Annotated in this window: 9 protein-coding genes, 1 tRNA gene, 2 rRNA genes and 1 pseudogene; 4 read left to right on the forward strand and 9 right to left on the reverse strand. The window is 51.6% G+C overall.

All coding sequences use genetic code 11. The features are described 5' to 3' along the window. The 3 genes from rrf (ACOTX1_RS15225) to rrf (ACOTX1_RS15235) all read left to right on the forward strand — a co-directional run. A 5S ribosomal RNA gene (rrf, locus tag ACOTX1_RS15225) occupies nt 1-99 on the forward strand; the annotation flags it as partial. A 14-nt stretch (nt 100-113) separates the two neighbouring features. Continuing rightward, nucleotides 114-189 (forward strand) — tRNA-Thr (locus tag ACOTX1_RS15230). Between the two features lie 43 nt (nt 190-232). Further along, nucleotides 233-348: ribosomal RNA gene (rrf, locus tag ACOTX1_RS15235) — 5S ribosomal RNA — on the forward strand. Between the two features lie 340 nt (nt 349-688). On the opposite strand, the gene ACOTX1_RS15240 is transcribed toward rrf (ACOTX1_RS15235), so the two are convergent. The 3 genes from ACOTX1_RS15240 to ACOTX1_RS15250 form a co-directional block, all read right to left on the reverse strand. Continuing rightward, complete coding sequence (locus ACOTX1_RS15240; protein WP_003860364.1) at nt 689-910, reverse strand: lipoprotein; 222 nt, start codon at nt 908-910, stop codon at nt 689-691. 248 nt (nt 911-1158) lie between these two features. Then, nucleotides 1159-4272, reverse strand: coding sequence for an efflux RND transporter permease subunit (locus ACOTX1_RS15245; RefSeq protein WP_263522395.1), 3114 nt, complete (start codon nt 4270-4272; stop codon nt 1159-1161). An 11-nt stretch (nt 4273-4283) separates the two neighbouring features. Then, on the reverse strand, nt 4284-5423 hold the full coding sequence (locus ACOTX1_RS15250) for an efflux RND transporter periplasmic adaptor subunit (RefSeq protein WP_023314925.1): 1140 nt from the start codon (nt 5421-5423) through the stop codon (nt 4284-4286). Between the two features lie 398 nt (nt 5424-5821). Between ACOTX1_RS15250 and envR the strand changes: the two genes are divergently transcribed. Beyond that, nucleotides 5822-6469 (forward strand): acrEF/envCD operon transcriptional regulator, encoded by a 648-nt coding sequence (gene envR / locus ACOTX1_RS15255; RefSeq protein WP_023314924.1) that lies wholly within the window; start codon nt 5822-5824, stop codon nt 6467-6469. Here the strand turns inward: envR and ACOTX1_RS15260 are convergent. From ACOTX1_RS15260 to prmA, 6 genes and pseudogenes are all read right to left on the reverse strand, one after another. After that, nucleotides 6464-8548, reverse strand: coding sequence for a putative bifunctional diguanylate cyclase/phosphodiesterase (locus ACOTX1_RS15260; RefSeq protein WP_059288279.1), 2085 nt, complete (start codon nt 8546-8548; stop codon nt 6464-6466). The two genes, envR and ACOTX1_RS15260, sit on opposite strands and share 6 nt — an antisense overlap. 140 nt (nt 8549-8688) lie before the next feature. Continuing rightward, nucleotides 8689-8853: a DUF2556 family protein gene (locus ACOTX1_RS15265; RefSeq protein WP_003860373.1), complete on the reverse strand. Its 165-nt coding sequence runs from the start codon at nt 8851-8853 to the stop codon at nt 8689-8691. A gap of 178 nt (nt 8854-9031) precedes the next feature. Next, nucleotides 9032-9328 carry a DNA-binding transcriptional regulator Fis gene (gene fis / locus ACOTX1_RS15270; protein ID WP_000462905.1) on the reverse strand — a complete coding sequence of 99 codons (297 nt, stop codon included), beginning with the start codon at nt 9326-9328 and terminating at the stop codon, nt 9032-9034. A gap of 23 nt (nt 9329-9351) precedes the next feature. After that, on the reverse strand, nt 9352-10317 hold the full coding sequence (dusB, locus tag ACOTX1_RS15275; protein WP_022651936.1) for a tRNA dihydrouridine synthase DusB: 966 nt from the start codon (nt 10315-10317) through the stop codon (nt 9352-9354). A gap of 329 nt (nt 10318-10646) precedes the next feature. Further along, nucleotides 10647-11387: pseudogene (locus tag ACOTX1_RS15280) on the reverse strand (carbonic anhydrase). A gap of 137 nt (nt 11388-11524) precedes the next feature. Further along, complete coding sequence (prmA, locus tag ACOTX1_RS15285) at nt 11525-12406, reverse strand: 50S ribosomal protein L11 methyltransferase (RefSeq protein WP_017382703.1); 882 nt, start codon at nt 12404-12406, stop codon at nt 11525-11527.

Genomic DNA, 12406 nt, shown 5'->3' on the forward strand with positions numbered 1-12406 from the left:
GGTGGTCCCACCTGACCCCATGCCGAACTCAGAAGTGAAACGCCGTAGCGCCGATGGTAGTGTGGGGTCTCCCCATGTGAGAGTAGGGAACTGCCAGGCATCAAATTTAGCGTGCTGATATGGCTCAGTTGGTAGAGCGCACCCTTGGTAAGGGTGAGGTCCCCAGTTCGACTCTGGGTATCAGCACCACTTTATACTTAGGTTAAAGTTCGGCAAGAAGTAAAAGAATTTGTCTGGCGGCTTTAGCGCGGTGGTCCCACCTGACCCCATGCCGAACTCAGAAGTGAAACGCCGTAGCGCCGATGGTAGTGTGGGGTCTCCCCATGTGAGAGTAGGGAACTGCCAGACATCAAACAAGTAGAAAGGCCATCCGAAAGGATGGCCTTTTTGCGTTATATCTCTAGCTAAACCAATTCCCTCATTCGATGTTCTCACTGGTGCCGTTAATACCCTACGGACGTAGCGCTTTACCGTACTGAAACTGTAGTTGTGAAATGCATTCTGCTGGCTCGCAGTAGTGTTAAATGAATTAAATGTTATGCCAAATGCTGTACAGGTAAGGGATATAGCGAGGAGTAAGGTAGCGTATTGAATTTAATTAATATCTGATGTTATTTGCGATGGGGAATATACGTTTCTTATATCAGGCAAAAATAAAAGCGCGGCCATCGCCGCGCTTTTAGAAGCCTTATTTAGTGAGGGCGACAATACCGAGTGTCAGGCCAGCGATTGCCGCGGCGCCACCAGCAATCGCACCTGCTGTTTCCCAGTTATCCTGGGTAGTGCCCTTCATACAGGTATTGGTGTGAACCAGTCGCCCCTGATCGTCGTATACCGGTACACATGGGGAATCGTGCGCGCAACCAGCAAGCAGCGCAGCGAGAAGTGCAACGGAAAGGAATCTTTTCATGATGTTACCTCAATATGATCGCCTATTCGCTAAAGAGCCGATGCGGCAATTAACGAATCGATGATTATTTTACCACCGCACTAATACCATGCAGCACGTGGAATAATCTCAATTTGTGTGGATTGTAAAAATTATGAAGAAAAAAGCGCGGGCAGTAATTATTAATGGAGGAAATGTGAAGAGGGGATGTGTTTTTACATTGTTTTCAGGAAATAAAAAAGGCACCAGAGGTGCCTTTATGATTTTCATTAATCCTTGTGCTTTGTAAATCGTCTCCGGACAACCACAAAGAAAACAGGAACAAAGAATATGGCCAACAGGGTGGCTGAGAGCATCCCGCCCATCACGCCCGTCCCGACCGCATTTTGTGCACCACTACCTGCACCGCTGCTGATGACCAGAGGCATAACACCAAGGATGAATGCCAGGGAAGTCATCAGGATAGGACGCAGACGCATACGCGAGGCTTCAAGCGTGGCTTCGATAATCCCTTTGCCTTCTTTATCCATGAGATCTTTGGCGAACTCAACGATCAGTATGGCGTTCTTGGCTGATAAACCAATTGTTGTAAGCAGACCAACCTGGAAGTAAACGTCATTGTTCAGCCCTCGCATTGATGCAGCCAGAAGCGCACCGATCACCCCCAGAGGCACAACCAGCATGACCGAGAATGGAATTGACCAGCTTTCATAGAGAGCCGCCAGACACAGGAACACCACAATAAGTGAAATGGCGTACAGCGCCGGAGCCTGATTCCCGGAAAGTCGTTCCTGATAAGACATCCCCGTCCAGTCGTAGCCGATGCCGGACGGCAGTTTTGACGCAAGGTTTTCCATCAGCGCCATTGCCTCACCGGTACTTTTGCCTGGTGCAGACTCACCGAGGATCTCCATTGATGGCATCCCATTGTAACGTTCCAGACGCGGTGAACCGTACACCCAGTGAGAGCTGCTAAAGGCAGAGAAAGGCACCATTTCGCCGTTAGCGCTACGCACATACAGGCCGTTAATGTCTCCGGGTAGCATACGGAAGCGAGCATCAGCCTGGACATAAACTTTTTTCACCCGTCCGTGATCGATAAAGTCGTTCACATAGGTGCCTCCCAGGGCTGTTGAAATAGTCTGATTGACGTCAGACACGCTCACACCCAGCGCCTGTGCCTTCTCCTGATCGACGTCCAGCTTGAACTGTGGCGTATCTTCCAGTCCGTTAGGACGCACGCGGACCAGTAAGTCAGGATGTTCTCTCACCATGCCCAGCAGCTGGTTACGCGCCTGCGTTAACTGCGTATGTCCCAGGTTTGCCTGGTCTATCAGTTCAAAGTCAAAGCCTGTTGCGGTACCCAGTTCAATAATGGCAGGCAGGTTAAACGGAAATACAAGGCCGTCTTTGATCTGGCTGAACGCTTTCGTCGCGCGGCTGACAATCGCCTCAACGCCGTTTTCCTTGCCCGGACGCTCTTCCCATGGCTTCAGGCTGACGAAAGCGATACCGGAGTTCTGACCCTGTCCGCTAAAACTAAACCCGTTTACGGTAAAGACCGATTCAACGTTCGCTTTCTCTTTCGTCAGGTAATAATCCTGAACCTGATCGAGTACCTGCTGGGTACGCATCTGCGTCGCCCCTGCCGGCAACTGAACCATCGTCATAAACACACCCTGATCCTCTTCCGGCAGGAAGGAGGAAGGCAGGCGCAGGAACAGAACTGCCATGCCGCCGACGATGATGACGTAAACCAGCAGATAGCGGCCGGTCTTACGTAAAATGCCGCTCACGCTGTTGCTGTAGTGCTCCACACTCTTATCAAAGAGCGCGTTAAACCAGCCGAAGAAACCACCTTTCTTTTCATGATGTTCGCTGGAAACCGGTTTGAGCAGCGTTGCACAAAGAGCAGGCTTTAATATCAACGCCACCAGTACCGACAAGGCCATCGCGGAGACAATGGTCAGCGAGAACTGGCGATAGATAGCCCCGGTTGAACCACCAAAGAATGCCATCGGAATAAATACCGCCGAAAGCACCATGGCAATGCCCACCAGAGCGCCCTGGATTTGCTCCATTGACTTCTGCGTCGCCTCTTTTGGCGGCAGCTTGTCCTCAACCATGACGCGTTCTACGTTCTCGACTACCACGATGGCGTCATCGACGAGAAGACCTATCGCCAATACCATCCCGAACATCGTCAGGGTGTTAATGGAGAACCCGAACGCAGCCAGTACCGCAAAGGTGCCCAGTAACACCACGGGAACGGCGATAGTGGGAATAAGCGTTGCCCGCAGGTTTTGCAGGAACAGGTACATCACCAGGAACACGAGAACAATCGCTTCAAACAGCGTCTTCACCACTTCATGGATGGAGATCTTCACGAAAGGTGTGGTGTCGTACGGATACACGACTTTCAGACCCTGAGGGAAGAAGGGCTGCAACTGCGCCAGTTTACTCTTGATGGCGGCAGCGGTATCCAGCGCGTTTGCGCCAGTCGCCAGCTTGATCCCCAGCCCCGTTGCTGCTTGGCCATTGATTTTGGTGACCATGTTGTAGTTTTCGCCACCCAGCTCAATGCGTGCCACATCTTTCAGGTGGACCATTGAACCGTCCTGGTTCACCTTCAGCGTCACACGACCAAACTCCTCCGGCGATTTCAAGCGTGTTTGAGCAATAATTGAGGCGTTCAGTTGCTGCCCTGGTACGGACGGCGTTCCTCCCAACTGGCCCGCAGCAATCTGGTCGTTCTGTGTTTTCAGCTGGTTAATGATATCCAGCGGCGTGAGCTGATATTTGTTCATCGCGTTGCTGTCCAGCCAGATGCGCATTGCATACTGGGCACCGAACAGTTGCACGTCACCGACGCCGGAAGTACGGCTGATCGCATCTTTTACGTTAGAAGCGACATAGTCGGAGATATCATCCTGCGTGAGATTTTTATTGTCCGACACAAAGCCTGCAACCAGCAGGAAGCTGCTGCTGGATTTCTCCACGCCAATCCCCTGCTGCTGCACTTCTTGCGGCAGCAGCGGCATGGCGAGCTGGAGTTTGTTCTGAACCTGCACCTGCGCGATATCAGGATCCGTACCCGACTCGAACGTCAGCGTAATGGTGACGTTACCGGCGGAATCACTGGTGGACGACATGTACATCAAATTATCGATACCGTTCATGTTCTGTTCGATAACCTGAGTTACGGTGTCCTGTACCGTCTGGGCATCAGCGCCAGGGTAGGTTGCTGTCACCGCCACCGCTGGCGGCGCAATGGTCGGATATTGCGCCACCGGCAGTTTTAAAATGGCCAGCCCGCCTGCAATCATCAGAATGATGGCGAGTACCCAGGCGAAAACAGGCCGTTGAATAAAGAAATTAGCCATGTCGTTATTCCTTAACTGGCTGGAGTCGCGGCGGTATCAGGAATAGCCACGACGGTAACGCCAGGGCGAACTTTTTGCAGGCCGCTGATAATGACGCGGTCGCCGTTTTTCAGGCCTTCCGTGATCAGCCAGCGATCGCCAATCGCCTGCGGTGCAACGACAGTGCGCGATTCCACCTGGTTTTTATCGTTTACCACAAGCACAGTGGCATCCCCGCGCGGTGTACGGGTTACCCCCTGCTGGGGAACAAGAATGGCATCAGGTTGTGTACCTTCGTCAATGCGTGCACGGACAAACATACCCGGTAACAGCATATGCTGAGGGTTAGGGAAGAGGGCGCGAAGGGTGATTGAGCCGGTACTTTCATCTACCGTGACATCAGAGAACTGGAGCGTTCCTTTCAGTGGATAAGGCTGGCCATTTTCCATCAGCAACTCGACGCTGCTGGTGTCTCCCTTTTGCAGGCTCGTCTGCTGCTTCAGACGCATAAAATCGCTGCTGGATTGCGTCACATCGACATAAATGGGATCGAACTGCTGAACCGTCGCCAGTGCAGTCGACTGACCATTAGTAACCAACGCCCCTTCGGTGACGCTGGATTTACCTATACGCCCGTTGATTGGGGATGTGACTTTGGTATAAGCCAGGTTGATCCGCGCGCTTTCAACGCCAGCCTTCGCGGCAACGACGCTCGCATCCGCCTGCTGGGCGGTTGCCACCGCCTGATCGTACTCCTGCTTGCTCACATATTGCGTACCGACCAGCGGAACGTAACGTTTCACCGTCAGATGAGCGATATTGGCCGCCGCCTGTGCTTTTACCAGTTCACCTTTCGCATTGTCGTAGGCTGCCTGATACGTGGCCGGATCGATCTGATAAAGGGATTCACCCGCTTTGACGTCGCTGCCTTCGGTAAAATTACGGTGCAGAATGATACCACTTACCTGGGGACGAACCTCCGCAACACGATACGCGTCAGTTCTGCCAGGCAATTCTGTCTTTACGGCCAGTGGCGCGCTTTTAACAATATGAACACTGACCTGAGGAGCTTGCGCATGCTGCTGTGGGTTTTCTTGCCCATCGCACCCGGTAAGCAGCGCGGCACAGACAATGAAACCGGATAAGGGTAAGCATCTGAAGTGATTCGTCATTACTGTTCCTTAAACTACCCCTGAACCGATATTTGTCATGAATCGGTGAAAGGGTGTGAGGCAAAAAAAGAAATGTAGCTGCGTATAATAATGAGGGTATTTAATGTTTTTTAATTTATAAGTGCTGATGGAGCTTTTAAAAAGTAAAAATCGGAATCTGACCCAGTGCATTCGACACTCTATTTCTGTCAGGATAATCAACGAAATGCTTTTTGGTGAAAGCTATACATATGTTTTATGTATTTAATATATTCAATTTATTCACGAGGTTTATAAATTAAACGAATTGACTTTTTTTGTGCAAAACTAACAAGGATTTTGGTTAATACTTTGTCTGACACGACCACGGCAATATCCTTTGATAACGTATCAATCTTGTAAGTAACGAGTAGCAGGTAATGGCGCGCAAAAAGAAAGAAGAGGCTCAAAAGACCCGCCAGCAGCTGATTGAAGCCGCTATCAGGCTATTCGCGACGCGTGGTGTGGCCAGCACCACGCTTACCGACATTGCCGATGCAGCTCAACTCACTCGCGGGGCGGTTTACTGGCATTTCTCGAGTAAAGCGGAAATATTTAACGCAATATGGGAACAGCAATTGCCGCTGCGTGAAATCATTCGTGACAGGCTAATGCTTTCCGAAAATGACGACCCTTTGTTAATGCTTCGTGAACAATTTATTGTTGCGCTGCAATATATTGCGAGCGAACCCCGACAGTATGCGCTTTTACAAATTCTGTATCATAAGTGTGAATTTCATGACGATGTGATTTCAGAATGTGAAATACGCAAGCGGATCGGTTTAAACGATGATTATCTTCGCAAGACGCTTAAGCGATGCATTGCTCATAACATTATCTCTTCGCAAACTAATATTGAACTGGCGCTGATTGTTTTCCATGCCTTTTTTAGCGGAGTCATTAAAAACTGGTTAATGGATAACACCAGTTTTAATCTGTACAAACAAGCGCCGGCGCTGGTGGATAATATTCTGGCGACACTAAATATCACCCGAGTGGCGCCAGTGGTTTACGATACAGCCTTATGACTGCGCCCGGGGTGGCGACATCTCCCCGTGCTGGCACTGTTCCATAATAGCTTGCGCGGTAATTGGTTTGCCCAGCAGATAACCCTGTAGCGTATTGCATCCCAGTTCTGTCAGGAAGATCTGCTGCGCTGCGGTTTCGACCCCTTCCGCCACGACCTTCAGATTCAGCGTTTTTGCCAGGGCGACAATCGCCGAGACAATTGTCGCATCTTCGCTCTCTCCACTTAACTCTTTCACAAAAGCGCGATCGATTTTCAACTCGCAGGCGGGAAGCCGCTTAAGATAGAGAAGGCTTGAGTAACCTGTACCAAAATCGTCTATTGAGGCTTTTACTCCCGCATCCGTCAGCGCTGTCAGGACGCGTACGCTTTCGTCCGGATTGCTCATTGCCGTGGTTTCAGTCACCTCCAGAATCAACATGCCGGGCGGCACGCTATGGCGCGTCAGACAATCGAGAACCGTTTTAACCAGCGACGGCTGTTCGAACTGCAACGTAGAAAGATTCACCGCCATTGACCAGTCCGTGTGGCCCTGAAGATGCCATTCACGCAGCTGGCGGCAGGCCTCGTCGATTACCCAGTTTCCAATCGGAATAATCAGCCCTGTTTTCTCTGCCAGCGGTAGAAACAGGTCGGGGGAGAGTAATCCCTGTTTGGGATGCTGCCAGCGTAACAGCGCTTCGAACCCGATGACCGGCCCGGCAGGGGCGTGGAATTTAGGTTGATAAAGCAGGCGTAACTCATCACGGTCGATGGCCTGCCACAGATCATTCATCAGCTGTAGATGCGTCTGCGCCAGCGTATTCATTGACGGCTGGAAGAAGTGATAGCCGTTGCGACCCATATGTTTCGTGTGGTACATCGCAGCATCAGCGTTAAACATTAGTTCACGATCGGTTTTGCCATCGTGTGGATAAAGCGCAATGCCAATGCTCAGGGTGACCATCAGTTCGTAAGGATCGAGATGGAACGGGCTATCAATGACGCGCACCAGTGAATTTGCCAGTGAGGCAGCATCATCCGGGGTGGCGGTTTCGGCCAGCAGCACGAATTCATCCCCACCGATACGCGCCAGCGTGTACTGACCTTTCAACTGCAACAGCAAACGCTGAGTCACCGCTACCAGAAGCTTGTCACCGACATCATGACCATAGGCATCGTTGACGGTTTTAAAGCCGTCAAGATCCATAAACATCAGCGCGAAAGGGCTTCCTTCGCGATCGGCCTTGCTCATGGCCTGATCGAGGCGATCCTCAAGCAGAATACGATTGGGTAATCGCGTCAGCGTATCATGCAACGCCAGCTGTGCGAGTTCACGGTTAGCTTCTGCCAGTGATGAGGCCAGCAGCGAGGTACGAGCCTGAAGGCGGGCATCGAACATCGACACCAGCAGCGTAATCCCCAGAATAGCGAGCGCGACCACGCTAACCAATATCGCCAGCCAGCTCCCGTTAATGCCATGATGGTGGACCATCGTCGACATCGGAAATTGTGCTGCTTCCATGCCAGCGTAATGCATGCCAGCGATAGCGATGCCCATGGTGATCGCCGCCCCCAGCCGCATCAACGCCATTCGTGCGGCTTCCTGACGTAAACGGAACGTCAGCCAAAGAGCGGCCAGTGAAGCGGCAAGGGCTATGACCACAGAGATAGCCACCCACGTTTTATCCCAGACAATACCCGGTGTGACCTCCAGGGCAGCCATACCGGTGTAGTGCATGGCAACAATGCCCGTTCCCATCACGACGGCGCCAGGCAGCAGCCGGCGCAAACGTAGCTGCTCGCCGCTAACGAGCCACAGGGCAAACATTGACGAGCTAATGGCGATAACCATCGAAAGCACGGTCAGGGCCGCGTTGTAACTCATGCTCATGGAAAGATCCATCGCCAGCATACCGATGAAATGCATCGCCCCCACGCCAATCCCCATCGAAACACCGCCACCTGCCAGCCAGACGCGTGCAGCGACGCCCTGGCTTCCGGCAACGCGCGCAGCCATATTCAGTGCGGTATAGGCGGCAAGAATGGCAACAACAAAGGAGATGACTACGAGGATTTGGTTGTATTGGCTAACCAGCATGGTCTGTTCACTCGTGTGAGACGTTAAGCAAGAGCGGTTGGAAAGGGGACAGACATTATCATCGTCAGGAAATGACGAAAAGTGATTTAAGCCCCTGTTTTTATTGGGTGTTAACAGGGTTTTATACAGGATGGAAGCGGTTAGTCCAGCTCTGAGCAGTTGACCAGTTTAAGCGGGTTCACGGAATTCATATTGCGACATTTATCGGTTTCAGTGCTCATCAGTTCAATCCACTGCATCAGCAGCGCATCGAAAATGAAAACAGAGACAGCAAAAACGACCAGCCACCAGTATTTACGAATCATGTGTCATTCCGCGCAAAGAGAGCCTGTAAGTTGGTGGAAATATACACGAAAAGCGGGCGTTGAAAAGTGGGGAAAGGGAAGGTTTACAAAGCGTTGACGGTTGCTCGCCCGAACGATAAAAAAGGCGCTTCCCCATGCCGAAGAGCGCCTTTTTAAACAAGCAGTTAGCTAATCGAAATTAGTTCATGCCGTATTTTTTCAGTTTCTTACGCAGGGTACCACGGTTGATGCCCATCATCAGGGCAGCGCGGGTTTGATTACCACGGGTGTATTGCATCACCATGTCCAACAGTGGCTGTTCAACTTCAGCCAGTACCAGCTCATACAGGTCATTAACATCCTGACCGTTCAGTTGAGCAAAATAGTTCTTCAGTGCCTGTTTAACCGAGTCACGCAGGGGCTTTTGAGTCACCTGATCCTGAGAGTTAACGGTAGAAACGGTCAGTACGTCAGAATTTACGCGTTGTTCGAACATAGTTCTGTCAGCTCTTTATTTCATTACGCAAGATTTTCGAAGTATGCCTCCAACGCCTCCAGCTGTTCGCTGGCATCCTCAATGGCGTTGAATGTGCGCCGAAACTGGTCATTTGGAGCGTGCTCCTGGAGATACCAGGAGACGTGTTTACGCGCAATTCGGTACCCTTTTGCCTGGCCATAGTGGTCATGCAATTCCCGAACATGCGAACAAAGCAAGCGCTTGACCTCTGCCAGAGGCAGCGGGGCAAGCAGCTCCCCAGTGTCCAGATAATGCTGGATTTCCCGAAAGATCCAGGGTCTTCCCTGAGCGGCACGTCCTATCATCAGAGCATCAGCTCCCGTATAGTCGAGCACAGCTCTGGCTTTAAGCGGGTCAGTAATGTCGCCATTCGCGATAACCGGAATGGAAACTTTCTGCTTAACTGCCCGAATGCTGTCGTATTCAGCTTCACCGTTGAACAAACAGGCGCGAGTGCGTCCATGAATGGTCAGGGCCTGAATGCCACAGTCTTCGGCCAGTTGGGCAATCTCTACGCAGTTACGGTGTTCCGGCGACCAACCCGTGCGAATCTTCAACGTAACAGGAACGTCCACTGCGCTGACAACCGCCGTCAGGATTGACTTCACCTGGTCGGGGTATTGCAGAAGGGCTGAACCTGCAAGCTTGCGATTCACCTTTTTGGCCGGGCAACCCATATTGATATCAATAATCTGGGCGCCACTTTCCACGTTAATACGCGCGGCATCTGCCATTTCTTCAGGCACGCTTCCGGCAATTTGCACGGTGCGGATACCTGGTTCATCCACGTGCACCATCCGAAGGCGGGACTTGTCGCTTTCCCAAACCTGCGGGTTAGACGACATCATCTCGGAAACGGTTAATCCTGCTCCCATCTCGTAGCACAGCGTCCTGAACGGCCGGTCGGTAATACCTGCCATTGGGGCTGCGATCAGGCGATTTCTGAGCTGGTGGTGTCCGATGCGCATGAGTTAAGAAATGACCATACTGTGACTGCAAGGCGGCGTATATTACGCATTTTTTGCACGAGATGAAAGGCCAAACTTTGAACAATCCTCTGTTGTAGATCAAGGAATCGCCAGTCATTCTTTTGGGATAAGATTATTCGCTATTTAAATCATTGTGTTATGAATAAATGAACATTTTGTGGGCGCTTACAATTTCCCGTAACTTCTCATCATTTCTGAATAAATGGATCAATTGTTCGGGATAATCTGCTGCTATAAGCAGCAGATTATGGCGCTTCTTTGCGATCTGCGTCGCATTTCAGCACAGGATATCAACGTAAAAAATCGACTTATTCAACAACCAGACGGCCATGAAGCGGCTGAACCGGGCGGCTGTTTTCGTGGTGCAGAGTGTGAGTAAATTTTTGCAGCTGTTCAGCAGAGACGGTCAGCGGATGCTTGAGGACCAGCCACGTTACCCCTTCTGAACACGGTGGGGTGGTCAGAGAGCCGCTAAAACGCCAGTAAGTTTTATCCGCGGGCAGTAATTTATTCATATCAAGGGTTGGCTTAATCGTGACGTTCTGGTCAACCTGTCCCGGCATCACGCCCCAGAGTTTATCCAGTTCAGTGTTTGCAGCGCCCTGATCGAACATAACGGCAACGACCGTCAGTTCGCCGTCAGCGTTTTTATGGACCAGATGCATTTCCATTGCGTATTTTTTACCGTGCACCGTGTTTTCGGATGGTGCATGGAAATGGAACTGCTGTAACGTCCAGCGCTGTTTATCAAGCGTGATGCTGTCGCGTGTATCGGCATTTTCACTCGCCTGGATAGTATGGCCGTTATTTGTCAGAATGACCGGGCCGTCGATATAGTGCGTTTCCAGCGGAGAGATGTGGGCTTTGACCGTGTTATCTATGTTGACCGGCGACTGATACATTCCGCTTTTACACGTCTTGTACGCCTCGTCCAGTTCGCCCTAGTGTTCCGGTGCGCCTTCTCCTTGATAGCTCCAGTGTGATGCGTAAGCCGTAGCCGAAATCATGCTCAGCGCCAGCAGCGCTGCCTTGCCTGAAATGTGTTTCATCATATTCTTCCTGTGAATTTTATTATCCAAATCAATAATTAACATTGTGATTTGTGGGGTTATTTTATCGAAGAAAGGAAGAAGGCGGGAGAAAAAACCGAAGGGAAAAGGCGTGGTCAGACGACCACGCCAAACGTTTATTTTTTACGACCGGTGATGCGACACCACTCTTCTTTCTCGACCACCGGGTCGAGCGCAAAGAGATCGGCGTAGGCTTCACAGACGCTGTCTGCCTGGCTGGCAAGGATACCGGACAGGCCCAGCAGACCGCCTTCAACCGGCAGCACGCTGATTAACGGCGCCAGCTCGCGTAATGGGCCAGCCAGGATATTCGCGACCACCACATCGGCTTTCATCGCCTCTGGCTGTGCATCGGGCAGATACAGTTCAAGGCGATCGGAAACGCCATTACGCTCGGCGTTATCACGGCTGGCCTGAATCGCCTGCGGATCGATGTCGATCCCGATGGCTTTTGCTGCGCCCAGTTTCAGTGCTGCGATAGCAAGGATCCCGGATCCGCAACCGAAGTCGATCACGGTTTTGCCTTCCAGATCCAGGCCATCCAGCCATTGCAGGCACAGGGAGGTTGTCGGGTGGGTACCGGTGCCGAACGCCAGACCCGGATCCAGCATCACGTTGACGGCGTTTTCATCGGGCACTTCACGCCAGCTTGGGCAGATCCACAGACGCTGACCAAACTGCATCGGATGGAAGTTGTCCATCCACTCGCGTTCCCAGTCTTTGTCTTCCAGCTGTTCAATTTTATGCGCGAAACCCGCGCCCAGCAGCGGATGGTTTTCCAGAATCGCCACGACCTCTTTCATATCGGTTTCTGCATCGAACAGGCCGATAACGTCCGTATCACCCCACAGGCGCGTTTCGCCTGGCAGCGGCTCAAAGACCGGCGTGTCATGCGTGTCCTGGAAGGTGATAGAGACCGAACCGGCCTCCATCAGCGCATCACTCAGCTCTTCGGCGTTCGCGCCGGTTGTATTCAGTTTTAGTTGGATCCACGGCAT

Source organism: Enterobacter cloacae complex sp. IR5401, from assembly GCF_049238425.1.
In the GTDB taxonomy this organism is placed as follows: Bacteria; Pseudomonadota; Gammaproteobacteria; order Enterobacterales; family Enterobacteriaceae; genus Enterobacter; species Enterobacter hormaechei_C.

Bases quoted from the DNA above. Each gene is read 5' to 3' on its own strand.
- dusB (WP_022651936.1), bottom strand. From the start codon at position 10,317: ATGCGCATCGGACACCACCAGCTCAGAAATCGCCTGATCGCAGCCCCA.
- ACOTX1_RS15260 (WP_059288279.1), bottom strand. From the start codon at position 8,548: ATGCTGGTTAGCCAATACAACCAAATCCTCGTAGTCATCTCCTTTGTT.
- ACOTX1_RS15245 (WP_263522395.1), bottom strand. From the start codon at position 4,272: ATGGCTAATTTCTTTATTCAACGGCCTGTTTTCGCCTGGGTACTCGCC.
- ACOTX1_RS15265 (WP_003860373.1), bottom strand. From the start codon at position 8,853: ATGATTCGTAAATACTGGTGGCTGGTCGTTTTTGCTGTCTCTGTTTTC.
- fis (WP_000462905.1), bottom strand. From the start codon at position 9,328: ATGTTCGAACAACGCGTAAATTCTGACGTACTGACCGTTTCTACCGTT.
- prmA (WP_017382703.1), bottom strand. From the start codon at position 12,406: ATGCCGTGGATCCAACTAAAACTGAATACAACCGGCGCGAACGCCGAA.
- ACOTX1_RS15250 (WP_023314925.1), bottom strand. From the start codon at position 5,423: ATGACGAATCACTTCAGATGCTTACCCTTATCCGGTTTCATTGTCTGT.
- envR (WP_023314924.1), top strand. From the start codon at position 5,822: ATGGCGCGCAAAAAGAAAGAAGAGGCTCAAAAGACCCGCCAGCAGCTG.
- ACOTX1_RS15240 (WP_003860364.1), bottom strand. From the start codon at position 910: ATGAAAAGATTCCTTTCCGTTGCACTTCTCGCTGCGCTGCTTGCTGGT.